General features: G+C 39.4%; 17 protein-coding genes. All 17 read left to right on the top strand.

The genetic code is table 11. The annotated features are described in order from the left end of the window. Positions 1–3 precede the first annotated feature (3 nt). Positions 4–1,269, top strand: coding sequence for a zinc-binding dehydrogenase (locus HPY74_03100; GenBank protein ID NSW89665.1), 1,266 nt, complete (start codon positions 4–6; stop codon positions 1,267–1,269). Positions 1,270–1,415: 146 nt separating this feature from the next. Beyond that, the gene (gene lipB / locus HPY74_03095; protein ID NSW89664.1) at positions 1,416–2,081 is read left to right on the top strand and encodes a lipoyl(octanoyl) transferase LipB; all 666 of its coding nucleotides are present in this window, start codon (positions 1,416–1,418) and stop codon (positions 2,079–2,081) included. A 20-nt stretch (positions 2,082–2,101) separates the two neighbouring features. Beyond that, complete coding sequence (gene lipA, locus HPY74_03090; GenBank protein ID NSW89663.1) at positions 2,102–2,956, top strand: lipoyl synthase; 855 nt, start codon at positions 2,102–2,104, stop codon at positions 2,954–2,956. A 145-nt stretch (positions 2,957–3,101) separates the two neighbouring features. Then, a complete protein-coding gene (locus HPY74_03085) occupies positions 3,102–4,583 on the top strand; it encodes a 2-oxo acid dehydrogenase subunit E2 (protein ID NSW89662.1) in 1,482 nt (493 codons plus the stop codon). A gap of 127 nt (positions 4,584–4,710) precedes the next feature. Next, positions 4,711–6,075 carry a dihydrolipoyl dehydrogenase gene (lpdA, locus tag HPY74_03080; GenBank protein ID NSW89661.1) on the top strand — a complete coding sequence of 455 codons (1,365 nt, stop codon included), beginning with the start codon at positions 4,711–4,713 and terminating at the stop codon, positions 6,073–6,075. 109 nt (positions 6,076–6,184) lie between these two features. Further along, positions 6,185–8,656 carry a dehydrogenase gene (locus tag HPY74_03075; GenBank protein NSW89660.1) on the top strand — a complete coding sequence of 824 codons (2,472 nt, stop codon included), beginning with the start codon at positions 6,185–6,187 and terminating at the stop codon, positions 8,654–8,656. Between the two features lie 24 nt (positions 8,657–8,680). Then, on the top strand, positions 8,681–9,445 hold the full coding sequence (locus tag HPY74_03070) for a DeoR/GlpR transcriptional regulator (protein NSW89659.1): 765 nt from the start codon (positions 8,681–8,683) through the stop codon (positions 9,443–9,445). 235 nt (positions 9,446–9,680) lie between these two features. Next, the gene (gene srlD, locus HPY74_03065) at positions 9,681–10,472 is read left to right on the top strand and encodes a sorbitol-6-phosphate dehydrogenase (protein ID NSW89658.1); all 792 of its coding nucleotides are present in this window, start codon (positions 9,681–9,683) and stop codon (positions 10,470–10,472) included. A 60-nt stretch (positions 10,473–10,532) separates the two neighbouring features. Continuing rightward, positions 10,533–11,855, top strand: a complete 1,323-nt coding sequence (locus HPY74_03060) for a PHP domain-containing protein (GenBank protein NSW89657.1) — start codon at positions 10,533–10,535, stop codon at positions 11,853–11,855. A gap of 123 nt (positions 11,856–11,978) precedes the next feature. Continuing rightward, the gene (locus HPY74_03055; protein ID NSW89656.1) at positions 11,979–13,463 is read left to right on the top strand and encodes a rhamnulokinase; all 1,485 of its coding nucleotides are present in this window, start codon (positions 11,979–11,981) and stop codon (positions 13,461–13,463) included. A 111-nt stretch (positions 13,464–13,574) separates the two neighbouring features. After that, on the top strand, positions 13,575–15,830 hold the full coding sequence (locus tag HPY74_03050; protein ID NSW89655.1) for an S-layer homology domain-containing protein: 2,256 nt from the start codon (positions 13,575–13,577) through the stop codon (positions 15,828–15,830). 564 nt (positions 15,831–16,394) lie between these two features. Beyond that, positions 16,395–18,296: a transcription termination factor Rho gene (rho, locus tag HPY74_03045; protein ID NSW89654.1), complete on the top strand. Its 1,902-nt coding sequence runs from the start codon at positions 16,395–16,397 to the stop codon at positions 18,294–18,296. Between the two features lie 142 nt (positions 18,297–18,438). Further along, on the top strand, positions 18,439–18,648 hold the full coding sequence (rpmE, locus tag HPY74_03040; GenBank protein ID NSW89653.1) for a 50S ribosomal protein L31: 210 nt from the start codon (positions 18,439–18,441) through the stop codon (positions 18,646–18,648). Between the two features lie 147 nt (positions 18,649–18,795). Next, positions 18,796–19,722, top strand: a complete 927-nt coding sequence (locus tag HPY74_03035) for a DUF1385 domain-containing protein (protein ID NSW89652.1) — start codon at positions 18,796–18,798, stop codon at positions 19,720–19,722. A gap of 6 nt (positions 19,723–19,728) precedes the next feature. Then, positions 19,729–20,586: a peptide chain release factor N(5)-glutamine methyltransferase gene (gene prmC, locus HPY74_03030; GenBank protein NSW89651.1), complete on the top strand. Its 858-nt coding sequence runs from the start codon at positions 19,729–19,731 to the stop codon at positions 20,584–20,586. A 152-nt stretch (positions 20,587–20,738) separates the two neighbouring features. Further along, complete coding sequence (locus HPY74_03025) at positions 20,739–22,022, top strand: homoserine dehydrogenase (GenBank protein NSW89650.1); 1,284 nt, start codon at positions 20,739–20,741, stop codon at positions 22,020–22,022. Positions 22,023–22,312: 290 nt separating this feature from the next. Beyond that, positions 22,313–23,632 carry an electron transport complex subunit RsxC gene (rsxC, locus tag HPY74_03020; protein NSW89649.1) on the top strand — a complete coding sequence of 440 codons (1,320 nt, stop codon included), beginning with the start codon at positions 22,313–22,315 and terminating at the stop codon, positions 23,630–23,632. Positions 23,633–23,651 lie beyond the last annotated feature (19 nt).

Below are 23,651 nucleotides of genomic sequence, written 5' to 3'. Positions count from 1 at the left end.
AAAATGAAAACAAAAGCAGTGAGGCTATATGGAAAAAATGATCTAAGGATGGAAGAGTTTGAACTTCCTAAGGTTAAAGATGATGAAATCCTGGCCAGGGTAGTTTCAGACAGTATATGCATGTCCTCTTACAAGGCAGCAATACAGGGTGCCGACCATAAAAGAGTGCCGAAGGATGTGGATAAGAACCCTATTATAATAGGGCATGAATTTTGCGGGGAAATAGTGGAAGTAGGGAAAAAATGGCATCACAAATTCAAGGTGGGAAACAAGTTTTCCATCCAACCTGCCCTGAATCTGGAGAGCAACCCCTATGCTGCTCCCGGATATACATTCCAATATATTGGGGGAGCTGCCACTTATATAATAATACCTAACGAAGTTATGGAAAAGAATTGCCTTTTGAATTATGACGGTGAAGCCTACTTTTACGGTTCTCTTGCTGAACCCATGTCCTGTATAGTGGGTGCGTTCCATGCCAGTTATCATACCACGGCAGGTTCATATATACACAGCATGGGTATTAAAAAAGGGGGTAATATGGCTATATTGGCAGGTGTAGGGCCAATGGGACTTGGTGCTATTGACTATGTTATTCATTGTGACAGGAGGCCTGGACTTCTTGTCGTAACCGACATAGATGAAGCCAGGTTAAAAAGGGCGGCTTCTATTTATACTGTTGAAGAAGCCGCGAAAAATGGTGTTACCCTCAAATACGTAAACACAGCCAATGTAGAAAACGTTCCGGAATACCTTACCTCTTTTACAGGCGGGGAAGGATATGATGATGTTTTTGTATTTGCTCCTGTAAGGGCAGTTGTTGAACAGGGAGACAAAATACTGGGCAAGGACGGGTGCTTAAACTTTTTTGCAGGACCTACAAATCCTAACTTTACGGCAGAATTGAACTTCTATAACGTGCATTACAACTCGACCCATATTGTAGGCACAAGTGGAGGAAATACCGATGATATGGTTGAGTCCCTGGAAATGATGGAGAAGGGTTTGATAAACCCTGCAGCAATGGTTACTCATATAGGAGGCCTTGACAGTGTTGTTGAAACTACATTAAAATTACCGAATATACCAGGCGGGAAGAAACTGATTTACACTAATATCCAAATGGAACTTACGGCCATAGCTGATTTTGAGGAAAAAGGAAAGATAGAACCTCTTTTCGCAAAGTTGGCTGAAATTGTTAAGAACAACAATGGTTTGTGGTGTGTAGAAGCTGAAAAGTATTTGTTGACGCATGCCAAAGCTATATAATGCCATATAATAGAGTATGTGCTCGTACTAAATAATAGGGTATGTACCTGTAACTTAAGTTACGGGTTGGTGGCACTATAAATAAATAATACTTTAAATAATATGATAAATAATATGAGGGAGATGCTATAGCTGTAAATGAGACGATGAAAAAGATAAATGTTGCAAAACTGGGAATGGTGGACTACCAGGAATCCCTTGAGCTTCAGGAAAAGATGATGAAGGAGGTACAATCAGGTGAAAGGGAAGATATATTGTTGCTGGTGGAACACCCCCCGGTACTTACCATAGGAAGAAGCGGAAAATATAGTAACATAATAGTGCCTGAAGATGTACTGAAATCCAGTGGCGTTAACATATACGAAGTGAGCCGGGGTGGAGATGTTACCTACCACGGCCCCGGACAGATAGTGGGTTATCCGGTTATGGATTTGAAGAGACATGGAAGGGATATAAAAGACTTTGTTTGGAAAATTGAGGAGGTATTTATCCGGCTTCTCAAGAAAGAATATGGTATTGAAGCCCACAGGGAAGAAAAAAAGTATACCGGCGTATGGATAGGGGAAGAAAAAATTACTGCTATAGGGATTGCAGTAAAACACTGGGTTACCATGCACGGTTTTGCATTTAATGTAAACACGGACCTCGAGCATTTCAAGTGGATAATACCATGCGGACTTGCAGACAGGGGAGTAACATCGCTTAAGAAAATAACAGGGGTTCATCAGGATTTTGAAAGATTAAACGATTTGGTTATTGATTATTTTTGCCAAATATTCAATCTTGAGTATGAAGAGGAGATTATACAATAATGTGAAGAGGAGATTATACAATGTACGAACAAAAACCCGATTGGCTGAGAATCAGGATACAGGGGGACAGCAAGTATGCAGAGGTGGAAAACATCCTGAGGAAGTTATCCCTTAATACAGTGTGTGAAGAGGCCAACTGTCCAAACAGGATGGAGTGTTTTAACAGAAAAACTGCCACATTCATGATACTAGGGAGAACATGTACAAGGAACTGCACTTTTTGCAACGTGGAAAAAAACAAGCCTCAGCCGGTTGATAAAGATGAGCCCCTGCATATAGCCCATGCCGTTGCAGAACTAAACCTGCACCATGTGGTAATAACTTCTGTTACCAGGGATGACCTGCCTGATGGAGGAGCCGGGCATTTTGCAAGGGTAATTGAGGAAATCAGGAACCTGGATAAAAAGGTTGTAATAGAGGTATTGATACCGGATTTTAAAGGAAGCAGGGAAGCTCTCGCCAAAGTAATAAATGCCATGCCTGAAATAATCAACCATAATATTGAAACGGTACCCAGACTTTATCCCTCAGTAAGGCCTATGGCTGTTTATGAAAGGTCACTGGGTTTGCTTGGAAATGTCAAAGAGGAAAATAGCAGCATCCGGACAAAATCCGGTATTATGCTGGGGTTGGGTGAAAAAAGGGATGAAGTGATTGAGGTTTTGGAGGACTTAAGGAGCGCAGGCTGTGATTTCTTAACAATAGGGCAATATCTTGCCCCTTCTAAAAAACACCACCCTGTAGTTGAATATATACATCCCGATGTATTTGAGGAGTATAAAAGCATAGGCTATGAGATGGGTTTTAAATACGTGGCTTCCGGGCCTCTTGTAAGAAGCTCCTATATGGCCGAAAAAGCACTTGAAAATAAATGAGAATAGTTAGCGTAAAGTGCGCATTTTATTTTTATGAAGAAAATGCGTCCGTTAGAGTAAAAGACATTGTTGACTTTTATCACGTGTGATGATAATATATAACATATAGATGAAATAATCTAACATATTAAAAGGTGGGTAATATATGGCTATACCAGTAATCATGCCCAAGCAGGGGCAAACAGTCGAAAGCTGTATTATTGCAAAGTGGCATAAAAAGAAGGGTGACCAGGTAAAAGCCGGGGATATTCTATTTACATATGAGACCGACAAGGCTACCTTCGATGAAGAAGCTAAAGAAGATGGAATACTTCTTGAGATATTTTTTGAGGAGGGTGACGATGTACCGGTACTAACAAATGTTTGCGTAATCGGCCGGGAAGGAGATGATGTTTCAGAGTTTGACCCCCGCACACAAATCGGCCGGGAGGATAAGGTGACTAAGACAACGGTAGCAGATAAGGTTGGTGTTGAAGGGGAAGGGGAAGCATATGCGGCAAATGTAGCAGCAAATGTAGCGGCAGATGCGGCGATAGAGGCGGCAGCAGATACAGCGGCAGATGCAGCGAAACAGCAAGGCATAGGCACAGGTGGAGAAACCGGTTTCATTAGAAGCGATACCGGCGACGGAAAGATTGGAATTTCGCCAAGGGCTAGAAATCTTGCTGAAAAAGCGGGGATTGACTACCGTTATGCAAAACCCACGGGACCTCACGGAAGAATAATTGAAAGAGATATTATTTCTTTAATGGAAAAAGGTCCTGTTTTTACTTTTGCAGCTAAAGATGAAAGCCTGAAATCCGAAACAAAAATTGTTGAGGAAGGTAGCGGCATAGGAGGAAGAATAACAACCGGTGATTTAGGAAGAGTACAATCAGAATCCCAAGTGGCAGCACATGCATCTTATTCACCTGGAGTTGTGCCAGGAGAGGCGGAGTTTACTGAAGTAAAACTTACCAATATAAGAAAAGTAATAGCAAAGGCAATGCACCATTCCTTGTCTTCAACAGCCCAACTTACCTTGAATACTACCTTTGATGCTACTGAAATACTGGAATACAGGAAGAAACTAAAGGAGAACAAAGAAAAATTAGGACTCCGGAATATAACTATTAATGATATAGTACTTTTTGCAGTATCCAGGACCTTACCTGGACATAAACCATTAAACGCCCATTTCCTCGATGACAGGATGTTGCTATTCAATGTTGTCCATTTGGGAGTGGCTGTTGATACTGAAAGGGGTTTAATGGTACCTACTATATTCTATGCAAATCATAAATCACTAAACGAGATATCTGCTGAAGTTAAAGAACTTGCTGAAGAATGCCAGAAGGGTACAATCAATCCCGACCTGCTAAAAGGAGGCACTTTCACTGTAACAAACCTGGGCATGTTAGACATAGAATCCTTTACCCCGGTCTTAAATCCTCCACAAACAGGTATCCTTGGAGTCAATAATATTGTTCAACGTGTTAAGGAAGTTAACGGCCAGTATGTTTATTATCCTGCAATGGGGTTATCCCTGACATTTGACCACAGGGCGGTGGATGGTGCTCCTGCGGCAAGATTCCTCAAGGATTTAAAAACAAACCTCGAAAATTTCAGTATTTTACTGGCGAAGTAAACATGCCGGTGTCGGCATTTTACCGGAAAATTTAAAACGGTTTTGCCGGCTTGCAAGCTGCGGGAATAAAAATAGATACATAGAATATTAAAATAATTTTAAATAATGCAATTTGGAGTTGAGAAATATGGTATATGATTTAATAGTCATCGGAGGCGGTCCTGCAGGCTACCTCGGTGCAGAAAGGGCAGGGCAGGCAGGGCTGAATACGCTTTTAATAGAGAAAAGGGCATTGGGGGGAGTTTGCCTTAACGAAGGATGTATTCCATCCAAAACCCTGTTGTATTCGGCAAAGATGTACGATAATGCCAGGTATAGTGAGAAATACGGAGTAGTATCGGAAAATGTAAAATTTAACCATGACAAAGTTATCGAGAGAAAAAACAAAGTGGTAAGAACCCTTGTTGCAGGAATCAAGGCTCAACTTAAAAAAAGCAATGTCACCATATTAGAAGGGACGGGAGAGATAGCCGGAAGAAGCAGCGAAGGGTATGAAGTAAGGATAAATAACGAAAGCTTTATTGGTAAAAGGCTTCTTATTGCAACAGGCTCCATGCCCATATTGCCCTCAATTCCTGGGGTTAAAGAGGGGATGGAAAAGGGCTTTGTCCTCACTAACAGGGAAATACTGGACATAAAAGAAGTGCCCGGCTCCCTGGTAATTGTAGGGGGAGGGGTTATAGGCCTTGAGATGGCTTCCTATTTCAATTCTGCCGGAAGCAAGGTCACAATTATTGAGATGCTGGATCACATTGCCGGCAATAATGAGAGAGAAATATCGGATATTTTGATGAAAACCTATGAAAAAAAGGGAATTGTATTTAAGTTAAGCTCGAAAGTTGTTGAGGTAAAAGAGGGGATGGTCCTTTATGAATATAATAGAGAAAGAGCCTCGGTTGAAGCCGATAAGATTTTAATGAGTATAGGAAGGAAGCCGGTAGTGGATGGCTATGGACTTGAAAGGATTGGCGTTGAGATTGAAAATGGACGTATAAAGGTGGATGAAAGAGGCCGAACCAATGTACCGGGAGTCTATGCCGCAGGGGATGTGAATGGCTATTCAATGCTTGCCCATACCGCCTATAGGGAAGCTGAAGTATGTATAAACAACATCCTTGGTAAAAAGGATGTTATGCGGTACAATGCCATTCCTTACGTCATATATACAAATCCTGAGGTTGCAGGCGTTGGTGAAACTGAGGAAACAGCCAGGCAAAAGGGAATAGAGGTCGAGGTTTCCAAAATATCAATGAGGTATAGCGGAAGATACCTTGCTGAAAATGAAGGTGGGGATGGTATTTGTAAAATCCTTATAGATAAGAAATACCGGAGGCTGGTTGGCCTTCACATGATTGGTAACTATTCATCGGAGATTATATACGGCACAGCTGCTATGATTGAGATGGAGATGAGGGTTGATGACATTAAGGAAATTGTATTCCCTCATCCAACAGTGTCGGAGATTATAAGGGAAGGCATATTTTACTTATAACATGGGAAATTTACCTAAAACATAGAAAATTACCAAAAAAAAGAAATATCACCTAAAACATGAAAATTTACTTAAAACATAGAAATAGAATATGAAAAGAGGGAGTTAAATGCCGAAATCACAATTCATTGATCCAAAGGAAGTAAGAAAAAGCGGAAATATAACTTTTAAAGACATTCCTGTAAACCAATACAATAAAACCATTGAGGAAGAAAAAGAAAATTATACGAAAGAAGATTTTTTGAGAATATTCAGGGATATGGCCATTATCCGTGAATTTGAAACAATGCTAAATGCCATTAAAACTACAGGTGAATACAACGGCATAAAGTATAATCACCCGGGGCCGGCGCACCTTTCATTGGGGCAGGAGGCATCGGCAGTAGGGCAGGCATATCTTCTGGACAAAGATGATTTTATTTTCGGTTCCCACAGAAGCCACGGCGAAGTCCTGGCAAAGGGGCTTTCGGCTATTGAAAAGTTAGGTGACGATGAGCTTCTGGACATAATGGAAAACTTTTTTGACGGCAGGATTCTGAAAGTGGTTGAAGGCAAGCAAAAAGATAAGGGTAATGTTAAAGAACTGGCAATAGATTTTCTGGTCTACGGAGTCCTGGCAGAGAACTTTGCCCGTGAAACGGGATTTAATAAAGGATTGGGAGGTTCAATGCATGTATTTTTCCCACCCTTCGGTATATACCCAAACAATGCCATAGTAGGAGGATCTGCTGATATTGCAGTAGGCGCGGCATTATATAAGAAGATAAACAGGAAAAAAGGCATAGTTATAGCAAATATAGGAGACGGTTCCATGGGGTGCGGGCCTGTATGGGAGGCCATTTGCCTTGCCACAATGGACCAGTACAAGCTGCTATGGGAAGGAGAATATAAGGGGGGACTGCCATTAATATTTAATTTCTTTAACAACCAGTACGGCATGGGAGGACAAACCTGTGGAGAGACCATGGGGTACAAGATACTTGCCCGTGTAGGGGCGGGTGTCAACCCTGAACAGATGCATGCGGAAAGAGTAGATGGGTATAATCCTTTAGCGGTTATTGATGCTATACGCAGGAAGAAAAAGATACTTGAACAAAAAGACGGTCCTGTCCTCCTTGATACATTAACATACAGGTTTACAGGCCATTCTCCATCAGATGCCTCCAGTTATAGGACAAAAGAAGAGATTGAAGCCTGGATGGCAGACGATTCCCTTGTTTGTTATAGAAATGAACTGGTCAAAGCTGGCGTTGCAAGCCATGATGAATTTGAAGAAATTCTTGAAAATGTAAGGGAACTGATAACAAAGACATGTAAACTTGCCACGGATGACAATGTTTCCCCTAGGATGGATTTGATCAAGGATTCTGATGCCATAGGCAGGCTGATGTTCTCGAATCAGCGGATTGAAAAGATGGAAGACGGAGAATGTGAGGTATTAATATCTAAAGAAGAAAATCCGAGAGTGCAGCAAATTAAAAAGAAGGTAAGAGCGGGAATTGAAAATGGCAAACCTGTGCCCAAGAACAGGGTATTACAGTTGCGGGACGCTATTTTTGAGGCTATACTTGATAAGTTCTATACAGATCCTACATTGATAGCTTACGGGGAAGAAAACAGAGACTGGGGAGGAGCTTTTGCCGTATACCGGGGACTTACCGAAGCGCTGCCATATCATAGGCTCTTTAACACGCCAATTTCCGAAGGCGCAATTGTAGGTTCGGCAGTAGGGTATGGAATGTGTGGCGGCAGGGTTATTGCAGAATTGATGTACTGCGATTTCCTGGGAAGGGCAGGAGATGAAATATTCAACCAATTGTCGAAATGGCAGGCCATGAGTGCCGGGTTGCTTAAAATGCCTGTTGTTATAAGGGTATCTGTAGGTTCCAAGTATGGGGCTCAACATTCTCAGGACTGGACATCCCTAGTGGCGCATATACCTGGATTAAAGGTAGTATTCCCTGCTACACCCTATGATGCAAAGGGGCTTATGAACAGTGCCCTTATGGGAACAGACCCGGTAATATTTTTTGAGAGCCAGAGAATATATGATATAGGGGAATTGTTCCATCCTGAAGGGGTTCCGGAAGGTTATTATGAAGTGCCTATAGGTGAGCCTGACATAAAGAAAGAAGGTAAGGATCTTACAATCCTGACTATAGGTGCAACTCTCTACAGGGTTTTGGATGCGGTAGAAATACTTGAAGAAAAGTATGGGATTTCAGTTGAAATTATTGATGCCCGTACATTGGTGCCGTTTAATTATGAAAAAGTATTGGAATCTGTTAAAAAAACAGGTAAAATTTTATTAACAAGTGATGCATGTGAGAGGGGGTCCTACTTGAAGAATATGGCACAAACAATAAGTGAAGTTGCCTTCGATTACCTTGATGCCCCTCCCGTGGTGGTAGGTTCAAGAAACTGGATTACTCCTGCACACGAGCTTGAGACATACTTTTTCCCGCAGCCTGAGTGGATTGTTGATGCAGTCCATGAAAAAATTATACCTTTGAAGGGACATATCCCGACTACAAACTTTACCCTGAATGAACAGTTAAGAAGGAATAAACTGGGAGTATAACATAAAATAGTAGGATGTGATTTTGTGTTAAATGAAAGGCAACAACAAATATTGAACATAATGGAAAATACAGGGGAAATTCAGCTTCAGCAGTTAAAGGAAATGTTTCCCGATGTTTCAACCATGACATTAAGGAGAGACCTTATTAACCTTGAAAATGAAGGATACTTGATACGTACTTACGGAGGGGCAGTGAGTGTTAAAAAGGTCGGGGTTACCCAAAAGGAAGAAGATGCTTATTCCATAAGGGCTACTGAAAATGTCGAGGCTAAAATGAAAATAGCGGAAAAAGCCGTTGGTATGGTTGAAACGGGACGTTCCATTTATTTTGATGCCGGAAGTACATTGATGTGCCTTGCCAGAATTATTCCTGATGATAGTTTTTCCATACTGACAAGCGGGGCCAATATTGCATTGGAACTTGTAAAAAAACTCAGGCCTTCAGTTGTAACCTTGGGGGGACAGATTAACAGAAATACACTTTCAATGTCAGGCCCATATGCTAATTCCCTTTTGGATCTGGTAAATATTGATTTGGCATTTATGTCTGCATCGGGTTTTTCAGTCGATAGTGGCTTTACCGTAGGGAATATTTATGAGTGTGAGCTGAAGAGAAAGGTTGTTAAAAGGGCGAAGAAAGTAATAATGTTGATGGATACAAGTAAAATAAATAAAAATTTGCCCTTTACCTATGCAACGCTGGAAGATATTGACATATGGGTGTGTGAAAAACCTCTGCCGGAAGATTTAATGGAGGAAATAAGAAGACATGATGTAGAGGTTTTATGAGATACCGGAGGTAGAGGAATTATAGGATAACAGAGGTGAGGAGAGAAGTTTGTGAGTTTGCCAATATCGGCTCAAGATGATGCCTATGATAGTTATCATATCATGACAGTATGATAGTCATGACAGTATGATAGTATAGATAGATAGATAGAATGAAATTAAGTATAATAATATGTAGAATATATGTAGAATATATGTAGAATATATACAGAGGAATATAATGGGGAGGGTGTTTATGTCATCGGACAGTTATTATAAAAGATTGGAAGGCCAGGTGGCTATAGTTACAGGTGCAGCACAAGGCCTGGGCGAAGCCCTTGCCGAAAGGCTGGATAAAGAAGGCTGTAAGGTGGTTGTGGCCGATATTAACATCGAAAAAGCAGGGGAGGTTGCAGCAAGGCTAACAGATGCAATAGCAGTAAAAGTAGATGTAACCGATGAAGAGCAAGTTGAAAATATGGTTAAAACAGCGGTTGATAAATACGGCAAGTTAGATTTGCTTGTTTCGAATGCGGCTATTCTTATAGCAAAACCTGTAGTCGAATTTCCGGCAAACGAGTGGAGGAAAATGATAGATGTAAACCTTGTAGGTTATTTCCTGTGTGCAAAGGCTGCAGCAAAAGTCATGATCCCTAACAGGAAAGGAAATATTATTCAAATTAACAGTAAATCGGGCAAAAAAGGGTCGTATAAGAATTCAGCATATGCAGCATCCAAATTCGGCGGAATAGGTTTTACACAGAGCCTTGCCCTTGAACTTGCGGAATTTAATATAAGGGTGAATGCCATATGCCCCGGTAATTTGCTGGATTCTCCACTGTGGGTTAACAGCCTGTATGAGCAGTATGCAAGGAACCAGGGGCTGACTGTTGAAGAGGTAAGGAAGAAATATTTAAGCCAGGTTCCCCTGGGCAGGGGATGCACATATGAAGATGTTGCCAATGTTTTAGTATTTCTTGCATCGGATGAAGCAAGTTATATGACAGGCCAGGCAATTAATGTGACAGGTGGACAGGAAATGCGCTGAACCATTGGAAACGCGCTGAACTATTCATCATTTGATTTATCATTTGGGGGAAGCGATATAATGGACAATAACTACCTTTATATTATTGAAGATCTTATTGAAAATTTAAACCATGAAAATGTTGAGACAAGGCTGGAAAGTTTGAGAAAATTGTCCGGATTGGTGAAAAGCGGTAAAATTCCCGTATCTGAAAGAGGAAGTGACGTAAACAATCACATCCATACTTTTTATTCCTTTTCTCCCTATTCTCCGTCTAAGGCAATATGGATGGCATATAATGCAGGGTTAATGACTGCCGGTATTATGGACCACGATTCTATCAGCGGAGCGCTGGAGTTTATAGAAGCGGGAGAAATATTAGGAATAGCTACGACTATCGGGGTGGAATGCAGGGCAGACTTTTCGCGGACACCATTAAAAGGGAGAAAAATCAATAATCCCGACCAGGATTCCGTTGCTTATGTAGCTTTACACGGAATACCCCATAATAAGATAAACGATGTCAAAAGTTTTTTTGTGCCATATACTAGAGAAAGGAATAATCGGAACAGTCTTATGGTTGGCAGACTGAACCGTTTACTAAAACCCTATAATATAAGCGTTGACTATGAAAATGATATAGTACCTATCTCAAAAAGCCATGAAGGCGGAAGCATAACAGAAAGGCACATACTTTTTGCATTAGCTAATGTGCTGGTAGATAGGTTTAAAAGAGGGGAAAAATTAGTTGATTTTTTAAAAAATGATTTAAAAATTAATATAAAACCCAGACTGGAGGGATACCTCCTTGATGTATCGAATGAGTTTTATGAATATGACTTGCTTGGGGTACTGAAAAGCGACCTGTTAGGCAAATTCTATATAGATGCAACACTGGAATGCCCTGATATAAAGGAAGTGATTGGTTTCTCAAACAGTATCGGCGCCATATCTGCCTATGCATATCTTGGAGATGTGACAGATTCTGTTACTGGAGATAAAAAAACCCAGAAGTTTGAGGATGATTACATTGAATTACTCTTCCAGGTTATAAAAGAACTCGGGTTTAATGCCGTTACATACATGCCTTCCAGGAATACTATGGAGCAGCTTAAAAGGGTAAAGGCTTTATGCTGGGAATATGAACTTTTCCAAATAAGCGGCGAGGATATTAATTCACCCAGGCAGCCATTCGTTTGTACTGCAATGAGAAATGAAGAATTCAAGAACCTAATCGACTCAACCTGGGCCCTGATAGGACATGAAAAGCTTGCTACTGTAAACATTAAGGATGCCATGTTTTCTAATGAAACTATTAAAAAATATCCTGATTTGAATGAAAGAATTCGGGTTTACAAGGAAATGGGGCTTAACGCCTTTAAAGTGAGCAATAGTGACTTATAAGCATCCATATAAGCATCCATAAATGAAATGACTCAAAGGAGTCCATAAATGAGTCATAAATAAACCACTTGATATAAAGATATAAATTTATGAAAAAAGTGTTACCGGAAAGGAGTGTATACCATGCTGAAACTTTTGGCCTTTGATTACGGGGCAAGCAGCGGGCGTGCCATACTTGGCCAATATGACGGAGAAAGAGTGACGTTAGATGAAGTGCATAGGTTTTCCAACGACCCGGTTATGGTCAATGAGACATTATACTGGGATGTCCTGAGACTTTTTCATGAAATGAAGACGGGGATACTAAGGTGTGTACATAGGGGCGACAGGGATATATCAGGTATAGGAGTAGATACGTGGGGAGTTGATTTTGGACTCCTGGATGCTTCGGGAGGACTCCTGGGAAATCCTGTTCATTACAGGGACGATCGGACGGAAGGTATGATTGAAGAAGCATGTAAAATTGTTCCGAAGAGGGAAATATATGAAGAGACCGGTATACAGTTTATGAAGTTTAATACTTTATACCAGCTTCTGTCAATGAAACTTGGCAACTCTCCTATTCTTGAAAAATCCAAAACCATGCTTCTCATGCCCGATTTGTTCAATTACTTCCTTACAGGTGAAAAAATTTCAGAGTATACAATAGCAAGCACTACCCAGATGATGAATCCGAGAACAGGAAATTGGGCCAAATCCCTTATCGATAAGTTGGGAATACCGGGAGACATACTTACGGATATAATAGATGCAGGTACAGTAATCGGCAAAGTAAATAAAAATATCAAAGATGAGCTTAATGTACAAGATGTGCCTGTAATTGCTGTTGCAGGGCATGATACAGGCAGCGCTGTTGTATCTGTACCTGCGGCCGAAGGGAAATTTGCCTATTTGAGTAGCGGGACCTGGTCGCTTCTCGGGGTAGAATTGCCGGCACCGATGATAAATGAAACTACATTCAGCCTGGACTATACAAATGAGGGCGGTTATAACCGGACCACAAGGCTTTTGAAGAATATAATGGGATTATGGATATTGCAGGAGTGCAAAAGGACATGGGACAAAGCAGGTGAGACCCATAGTTATGATGAACTGGAAGAAATGGCAGAGGAAGCAAAACCCTTTAGTGCTTTTATTGACCCTGACGATGATGTATTTTACAGCCCGGGGAATATGCCTGAAAAGGTGATGGAGTTCTGCAGGAAAACGGGGCAGCCGGTTCCTGAAGACAAGGCTTCTATTGTGAGGTGTGTGCTGGAAAGTTTGGCGCTTAAGTATAATAAAACAATTGAAGGGCTGGAAAAGATAGTTGGATACGAAATACCGGTTTTGCATATTGTGGGGGGAGGTACCCGAAATATTATACTCTGCCGGTTTACTGCAGATGCATGCGGGAAAACGGTAGTGACGGGACCTGTAGAAGCCACATCGTTAGGAAATATTTTGTGCCAGTTGATGGCCTTAAAGGAGGTCTCAGGGCTTAAAGAGGCCCGTACCCTGGTAGAAAAATCTTTTCCGACGAGAGTATATACTCCGGCTGATACAGCTTCCTGGAAAGAAGCTTACGCGAAGTTTGAGAAGATACTCGAGGCAAACGGTTCAAGGTGAGTCCCCCTTTAAAACTTTTTTCTTGGCTCATCGAGTCAGGAACTTTTGTGAAAATCATCCGTCTAATTATGTGAATAACAAAAAATACATAATTTGAGGGGTGATTTTTATATGAGACGGATAATAGCTTTGGTTTTATCGGTCTTGATGGCTGTATTAATAGTAATTCCGGTGCAGACTTTCGCCCAAACGGAAAATGAAAGCGAATTGGAAGAAGTAATTAAGGCAGTCAGAAGAAAATTTGATATTCCTGAAGAACTTAAATTTACAGACTATTATGCCAGCACTAATGAAAGAGGAGTAAAAACATGGAGCTTAACCTGGAGAGATAAAGAAAAGGATATCAGCATGAGCGTTGGTATAACAGACAAAGGAGTTATCACAAGATATTACTATTATGAGCCTTATAAGGAAGTGGAAAAAAAGTTTCCCAAAGTTACTGAAGAGGAAGCTACAGAAAAAGCGGAAGATTTTATAAGGAGGATAGCTCCTGCCGGTACTCTTGCAAAAATAAGAAAACAGGATGAAGTCGACGGTCAGATTCTGTTTTTAAAAAGAAACTATTACTTCAATTATTACAGGGTTGTTAACGGAGTACCTTATTATGCCAATAACATTGGTATTGATGTAAATGCCGAGACGGGAAAAATAACAAGCTACTATTATAACTTGGACGACAGCCTATCATTCCCTGCATTAGAAAATGTTATATCTCTTGAGGATGCTGAAAAGGCATATGAGAATAACCTCGGTCTAAAACTCATATACAAATACTATTATGACTCAAAAAAAGAAAAAATCAATGTGTATCCCGTATATGTACCGAAATATGATAATGGAACATACGTCGTTGATGCAATAACTGGTGAAAAAATACGGATAGGGACATACTATTACGGCTATGACGGTTACGGTTTAGGAGATCAAAGTTCATTAGCTGTGCAGAAAGAGATGGTCGCTAAAGCTGCAGGAGTAAGCATGGGGCCGGTACTTACTCCAGAGGAACTTGAAGCAGCTAAGAAACAGGCTGAGCTTCTGACTGAAGCAGAGGCAGGGAAGATTGTGAGAGAGGCCCCCGAAATCGGGCTTGACGATGGCTATAAGCTGACAAATGTCTATTTAAACAAAGGCTGGCCTGAAAGGGATAAATTTATATACAACTTAAGTTTCAGAAAAGAAGTGCAGGGAGAAACAAAAGAAGATTACAGAACTCTGTATGCTTCAGCAAGTGTTAATGCCAAAACCGGTGAAATAACAAGTTTTTATGTTGATAACATTTACTCTGAAGAAGAGCCGAAGTTTGACAAAGAAGCTGCAAAAGCAGAGGTTGAAAAATTCCTGAAGAGCTTTAAGCCCGAGAAATTTGCAGAAACAGAGCTTGATGAAAGCAAGGAAGAGTATGAAATCTACAAAACTTCAGAACAGAAACCGCAGAGATATTATTACTTCAGATATATAAGACAGGTAAACGGCATACCTTTTCCGGATAATGGCCTTTATATAGGCTTTGATGCAGTAAACGGAAAAGTTACAAATTTCAGCATGAATTGGTTTGATGTAGACTTCCCCAGCCTGGAAAACGTGATTTCCAATGAAGATGCCCATGAAGCCCTTTTTGAAAAAATAGGCCTGGAGCTTCAGTATAAGCAGGTATCAAGGGGAAATGATGTTGTACCACTGCCTAAACCTGTGGCAGAAACTGAAGCTCAAATTGATGAAAATAACGAGAAAAGCAATCTGCCGCAAATTAAACTAGTGTATGCTTTAAAATCAGGAAAACCCTTAATTCTTGATGCCTATACAGGAGATATTCTTGATTATAACGGCAAGCCATACAAAGAAAATAAACCGGCAGAGTATACTGATATTGCAGGGCATTTTGCCGAGGAACAAATTAAAACACTGGCAAAGTACCGAATTATTAACTTTAATGGCCCTGAATACAGGCCTGATGAAGAAATTACTCAAAAAGACTTTTTCATAATATTGTCAAAAATAATAGACAAATATTATGGAACAATTGTATCAGAAGATAGCGACGCGGATGAAATTGATGATATGTACAAACAGCTATTGCGGGAAGGGATAATAAAGGAAGGGGAAAAATCTCCCGAATCTTCAGTTACGAGAGAAGATGCAATAAAATTTTTAATAAGGGCTCTTAAGTACGATAAAGTTGCCGATATACCGGGGATATTTACAGTGCCTTTTAAGGATGAAGATCAAATCGACCCGGGACTTATAGGATATGTGGCTATTGCCAGTGGCCTTAAAATTATATCGGGAGCAGGCGGGAAGTTCTACCCGAAGAACAATCTTACAAGGGCTGAAGCAGCCGTCATGATATATAATTATCTAAAAAAATAGTAAAAAGATTTATATACGTTTTTATAAAACTGAATTATAGAAAGGGAATTTATAAAGGAAGTATTTCTTAAAATTATAAAAAAGAAGTACTTCCTTTTTTATTGATTTTATGGTTTAAATAAGCCGAAAAAGGTATATAATATATATGAGTGTGAGGTTGGACAGGTAAAAGAATAGGTAAAAAAAGAAAAAAGTGTTGACACAGAATGTTGGTAAATGTTATACTAGAATTAAACTACGAAGTTCAGGTATAAATCCCCGGAGTATTTGCTTGGAAGTATGTTAGGAAGTGCAAGAATTTGAGTATAATAGAGTTCAAAAATTCTTCTCTATTCAGAATTTCATAAGTTAATAGTTGCTAATAGTTACTAATATAGTTGCTAATAGTTACTATTGGATGGTGGGGTTTATTTGTGCGTTTAAAAGGAGAGTATTTTTGTCTGTAAGTTTCCATGTAGAGGCTCAAATTTAAATAAGAGGGGTTAATTAAAGTTAAGAAGGCATAATAAAAAGATGAGAATATTTACTAAGAATAAGTTACTAAGATAAGTAAGGTGGTGGATTATGGAAGAAGTCAATTTACGTAGTAAAAAGTTGCAAGATTTGCGCTATATTGCGAAAGTGATGGGAATTAAGAGTGTTACAAGGTATAAGAAGGATGAACTCATTGAAAAAATTCTTGAAGTAGGCAGACAGTCATCAGGCCAGGATTATATAAAGCCTGTAGAAGAAAAGCCTAAAAAGGCCAAACAAAGGCCGGAAGAAGAGGAAACTGACGAAAAGACAGTAGAAATTAGGGAAGTACAAGAAACAAGAGAAGATAAAGGTTTAGATGAAGAAAAAGAACCTGAAGCTGTTGAAACCGAAGTTACTGCGCCGAAATTTGAAGAGGAAGAGGCAAAGCCTAAAAAAACGAGAAGAGGCAGACCGCCAAAAATCAAAGAAGAAGAAAGCCTTGCAGAAAAAGTTGCAAAGGTGGAGCCGGAGGCTGAGACTAAGGAGAAAACGGCTGGAAAAGAGGAAAAGACGGTAGTAAAAAGCAAGGAAGAAGAAGAAAAAGATGCAACAACAGTAAAAGAAAAAACAGAAGAAGTAGAAATAGGTGAAGAGAAAAAAGCAGCAGAAGAAGAAAAAGAAGGAGAAAGAGTTGAAGAGGAAAAACCCTTATTAAAACTTGATGTAGCAGCAAAAATAACCGACGTTCCCGTTGATACGCGGACAGAAACAAAAGATCAGGCTAAGGAAGAGCCTAAAAGGTTTGAAGAAAAACTGTCCGGAAGAATGTATGACCAACAAAAGCGGGATAGTTGGATTAATGGTTTAGAGAAAATTGAAAGTGATGACCCTGTTGAAGGCGTATTGGAAGTATTGCCTGACGGATATGGGTTTTTAAGGAGCGATAATTATCTTCCCGGTTCAAAGGATATATATGTATCTCCATCACAAATAAGAAGGTTTTCATTGAAGACCGGTGATAAAGTTAGAGGCAAGGGAAGAATACCGAAGGAAGGAGAGAAATTTCAGGCGCTGCTTTATGTACAGACAGTAAACGGAGATGCGCCGGAAGTGGCATCTAAAAGGATCCCCTTCGAATATCTCACTCCAATATATCCTAACAAGAGAATAACCCTTGAAACAATACCAAAGGAATTATCTACAAGGCTGATTGACCTTATTGCTCCTATTGGCAAAGGCCAGCGCGGTATGATTGTATCACCTCCAAAAGCCGGTAAAACTATTCTTTTACAAAAAATAGCCAATAGTATAACTGCAAATTACCCTGAGATTGAGCTTATTGTATTGCTGATAGATGAAAGGCCTGAAGAAGTAACTGATATGCAGCGTTCAATTAAAGGAGAGGTTGTGTATTCAACTTTTGACAAGGTCCCGGAGCATCATATAAAAGTTGCTGAAATGGTACTTGAAAGGGCTCAGAGGCTGGTAGAACATAAAAAAGACGTAGTAATTTTATTGGATAGCATAACAAGACTGGCAAGGGCATATAACCTGACAATTCCTCCAACAGGAAGAACGCTTTCAGGTGGACTTGATCCCGGTGCACTTCACAGTCCAAAGCGGTTCTTTGGTTCGGCAAGAAATATTGAAAATGGAGGAAGCCTTACAATAATTGCTACTGCCCTGGTTGATACCGGAAGCAGGATGGATGATGTTATTTACGAAGAATTCAAAGGGACAGGAAATATGGAAATTCATTTAGACAGAAGACTTTCAGAAAAACGAATTTTCCCTGCCATTGATGTAAATAAGTCAGGTACAAGGAGAGAAGAATTGCTTTTGAACCAGAAAGAACTGGATGCCATATGGGCTATTAGGAAGGCAGTAAGTAATATGGGTACGGCGGAAGTAACGGAAATGCTCATTAATAGACTTATGCAGACAAAAAGTAATGAAGAGTTTATAAATAGTATTAATCTGGCATTTGTTGAAAAGTATATGATGGCATAAGTTACCTTGATGGCATAAGTTACGTGTGTCGATTAAAAAACTTGCACTTAAAATAACAGGTAATAATAAGACTTGCTTTACTGAGTATTTTTGTGTTAGAATGTGACTTGTTGCAAAAGTTTTTTGAAAGAAGGTGAAGCACATGAAAAAGGGAATTCATCCAAAATACGGTGAAGCAGTGGTAAGGTGTGCATGTGGAGAGACTTTTACTACAGGCTCTACAAAAAAAGAATTACGTGTAGAGATATGTTCCAAATGCCATCCATTTTTTACAGGGAAACAGAAATTTGTAGACACTGCAGGAAGAGTTGAGAAGTTTAAAAAGAAGTACGGACTGGAAGATAATGAATAAAATGGTACTAATGGGGACTACGTTATTCTTAGCCGGTTTATCCTCCACTTTCGTTAATGCTTACGAGTGGAGGGTGAATCGGCTAAAGGGGTAAAAATAAAGTATCCGGATAAATACCATAGTAGATGGAATAGAGGAAGATGTACCATGAAAAAAACAAATATAGGGGGGCAAGCCCTTATTGAAGGTTTACTAATGATTGGCCCTAAAAGTGCTGTTACTGCGATAAGAAAAGCAAATGACGAAATAATAATTCAAAAAAAAGAATTGCCTCCAAAGGGCGTATTATCAAAAATTCCTATTATACGTGGAATAACCGGTTTTGTGAGGCAAATGGTTTTAGGAATGAAAGCATTAATGTATTCTGCTGAATTTGTGGACATTGAAGAAGAAGCTGATAAACCTACAAAATTTGATAAGTTTATAGAACGCCTACTGGGAGATAAACTAAAAGACGTAGTTATTTATTTTTCAGTTATTATAGCAATAATTCTTGGTGTAAGTTTATTTATCCTGCTCCCCAATTTCCTGGCAGGTTTTATAAAAGCAGGTAAAACAACCGGAGGTGGAGTAATACTTCGCAATTTAGTCGAAGGTATAATAAGAATTGTATTGTTTCTTACCTACATTGCCTTAGCGTCTAAAATAAAGGATATAAAAAGAATCTGGCAATACCATGGAGCAGAACATAAGACAATACACTGCTATGAACATGCTGAAGAACTCACTGTCGAAAATGTCAGGAAATACTCTACAAAACATCCCAGGTGCGGTACTTCTTTTCTGTTTCTTGTTATGATAGTAAGCATTATAGTTTTTTCTCTTGTGGGATGGCACGGGAGATGGATAAATATTCTATTGAGGATATTATTGATTCCCCTTGTTGCAGGGATTTCATATGAACTCCTGAAAATTGCAGGCAGAAGTGAAAGAAAAATAATGAAAGTAATCAATGCTCCAGGGTTGGCTCTTCAACTTATGACAACACAAGAACCTGACGATAAACAGATTGGTGTAGCTATTGAGGCTTTGAAAAGTGTATTGGTGGAAGATAAAGATGCAGATAACTGGTGATGGTGGATGAACATTGAAACGGCTTTAAGTAAAGCAATAAACATACTGAAAAACGCTCAAAAGATATCCCCAGCAGTTGATGCCGGGGTTATTTTATGTTTTGTACTAAGCTGCGACAGGGCATACCTTTTGTCACATTATAATTATGAGCTTAGCAGGGATGAAGAAGAAAAATATTTTAACCTTATAAATTTAAGGGCCAGTGGTATCCCTGTTCAATATATAACCGGTCACAAGGAATTTATGTCACTTAATTTTAATGTAAATCCCCATGTCTTAATTCCAAGACCGGAAACTGAAATACTTGTCGAAACCGTTTTAAACTATGTTGGCAACTATAATTGTGATAAATATGTCCGCATATTGGATATGGGCACCGGTTCAGGGTGTATAGCAGTAAGTCTCGCCTGTTATATTGAAATTAAAAATTGCCGTATAACGGCTCTGGACATATCTGAGGAGGCCTTGCATACAGCCTGCCTTAACGCAGTTGCAAATGGAGTAAGTGATAAAATTACTTTTGTCCTTAGTAACTTATTCGAAAAATTAGATGGTATGGTATTCGACATAATTGTTTCAAATCCCCCTTATATTCCATCCCCTGAAATAGAAAATCTTCAAATTGAAGTAAAAGGCCATGAACCTATTATTGCCCTGGACGGAGGAGAAGACGGCCTTTATTACTATAAGAAGATAGTAGAAGAAGCGCCTTGTTTTTTGGAAAGTAATGGACTGCTTGCATTTGAGGTAGGTTACAACCAGGCCCGTGAGGTTGCCAGGTTGATGGAAGAAAGGCACTTTAAAAAAATAAAAATCATTAAAGATTTAGCTAAAATTGATAGAGTTGTGATGGGCTGGTATTAAATGTTCTTGGGAATATATTTCTTCACTTTAAAAAAATGCCATTGTATATGGATAACGTTCCTATATATAGTGAAGTGTCTATTGTAAAAGTACCATAAAATGAGGTATAATTATTCAAGACTATTATCACGCAATTTTGGAGGTTGAACATTTTGCAGGAAATAAATATAGGCTTTTTTGGATTTGGGAATATAGGTACCGGAGTATATCAGATACTTGAAAAAAACGGTGAAGATATATTTAAAAGAGAAGGCATTAAAGTCAAAATAAAAAAAATACTTGTAAGGGATATAAACAAAAAGCGAAAGATTGATGTAGAGCCAGGCTTGCTTACAGATAATGTAAAAGATATTGTTGAAGACCCTGAAATATCATTAATTGCTGAATTTATCGGAGGAGAAGAACCGGCAAGGCAGTATATTCTTGCTGCACTTAAAAACAAAAAAACTGTAGTTACGGCGAACAAAGAAGTTATGGCCAGGCACTGGACTGAATTGGAAGATGCTGCAAGAGAAAATGGGGCAGGTTTATATTATGAAGCAAGTGTTGCAGGTGGAATTCCAATTATAAAAGTAATAAGAGAATCCTTGCAGGCTAATAACATATTTGAGATTATGGGAATTATAAATGGGACAACCAATTATATACTTACCAAAATGTCTGAAGAGGGCAGGAGTTTTGAGAGCGTTTTGCTTGAGGCTCAACAGTTGGGATACGCAGAACCTGATCCAACCTTTGATATTGAAGGGTTGGATGCCATGTTTAAACTCTCTATTCTCTCTACCCTGGCTTTCCATACCAGGGTCCATGTGGATAGAATATATACAGAGGGTATCACCGGCATAGCTATTGATGATATAAATTACGGGAAGGAACTGGGCTATACCATACGCCTTTTAGCAATAGCTAAAAAACGGGGGCAGGAGGTTGAGGTGAGAGTCCACCCTACTTTTATTCCAACGAATCATCCCCTGGCAGCAGTACGGGATTCATACAACGGTATATTTATCAGGGGTGATGCTGTAGGAAACCTGATGCTATATGGTAAAGGTGCAGGAGACTTACCTACAGGAAGTGCTATTGTTTCGGATATTATAACTGCCTGTATTAATAAGTCCAGGCATACTTATTCCACTTTAAGCAATGGAAACAGGGTAGCGGATAATGTAAGTTTTAACGATAATTGGGAAACCGAATATTTTATTCGCATGACAGTGAAGGATAAGCCAGGGGTGCTTGCAAAAATAGCCGGTATTTTCGGAAAACATGAGGTAAGTATTGCTTCAGTTATACAAAAAGGCCGTAATGGAGATAGCACCCCGATAATATTTGTAACCCATAAGGCAAAAGAGCTTTCAATGAAAAAGGCAATCGAAGATATGCAAAATGAGCCGGTTGTAGTAAGGGTGGACAATGTAATAAGGGTTGAAAGTTAATATATTTTATTATGGTAGGGTGATATCTTAAATGTGGAAATTCAGATTGTATACAAAGTACAACATATGGTAGTTATAATGCAGCACTAACAATGGTTGCAGCAAACTTAGTAAAATTAACATTATTGAAATTTGTAGCCAGGTAATAAAATTAAGAGGAAAACGACAGTAAACTAATTAAAAGACTAATAAATAGATGTTTACTGTTTAATATATAGAGGTTATTTATTTGACTTATTACCTGGTAATAATTATAATAAATTACTAGTAGAAAAATGAGGTCAAATGATATGTTAATTTCGAAAAAGATATTTGGCGGAGGGGTAACAGTACCCCACAGAAAAAACACTGCACAATGCGAAACTGTAAAAATGGATGTGCCTGAAAAGGTAGTAATTCCAATGCTTCAACATGTAGGGGCACCATGTCAACTTGTTGTTAAAAAAGGGGATATAGTAAGGGTGGGACAGGTAATAGGTATATCTAGTAAATATGTCTCCGCTCCAATTCATTCAAGCGTATCCGGAACAGTAACAAACATTGTCCAGGTAATTAATTCATCAGGTATGTATATTGATGCTGTAGAAATAAAGGCAGATGGCAAACAGGAGATTCATGAAAGCGTTAAACCTCCTGTATATTCCAATGATGCAGAACTGCTTGAGTTAATAAAAGAATCCGGCCTTGTTGGACTTGGAGGTGCAGGTTTTCCCACCCATGTCAAGCTTGCCCCCCAGGTGGACAAAAAAATAGATATTTTAATTGTAAATGGGGCAGAATGTGAACCGTATATAACTGCAGACTACAGGGAAATAGTGGAGAACTCATGGAATATTATCAGCGGTATAAATATCCTTATGGACTTACTGAAGGTGGACAATGTTTTAATAGGCATTGAAGATAACAAGCCTGAAGCCATAAAGGTGCTGACAGACCTTGCAAATACAAGTGATAAAATTAATGTGGTTAAGCTTAAATCCCGCTACCCCCAGGGTGCAGAAAAAATGCTTATATATTCATTGACAGGGAGAAAGGTGCCTCCCGGAAAGTTGCCGCTAGATGTAGGAGTTGTGGTAATGAATGTAAACAGTGTTTCATTTGTGGCTGAATATGTAAAAACAGGCATGCCGTTAATAAAAAAGAGGGTTACGGTAGACGGACCGGCAGTTATGAATCCTTCCAATGTGGAAGTTCTAATTGGCACTCCTCTGGGTGATGTATTCGAGTTTTGCGGCGGATTTAAAACAGAACCGTATAAAATTATTATGGGGGGGCCTATGATGGGAGTGGCCCAGCCTTCACTACAAAATCCGGTTCTAAAATATACTAATGCCCTTCTGGCATTTGACCGCGAAAGTGGGGAGCTTCCTAAAGAAAGTCCATGCATCAGGTGCGGAAAGTGTGTAAAAGCTTGCCCCATGAACTTATTGCCTCTTTTTTTGAACCTTAATGCTATTCATGGTAATATAGATGGTTTGAAAAAATATAATGCTATGGATTGTATTGAGTGCGGCAGTTGTTCGTACGTATGCCCGGCCAAAAGGCATCTTGTACATTCAATACGGCTTGGAAAAGCACTGCTTAAGAAAGAAAGCATGAATAAAACATGAATATGCTATTTGGAAGCTA

This window comes from Bacillota bacterium (genome assembly GCA_013314855.1).
Classification (GTDB): domain Bacteria; phylum Bacillota; class Clostridia; order Acetivibrionales; family DUMC01; genus Ch48.
This window is presented reverse-complemented; position numbering and strand designations above follow the sequence as displayed.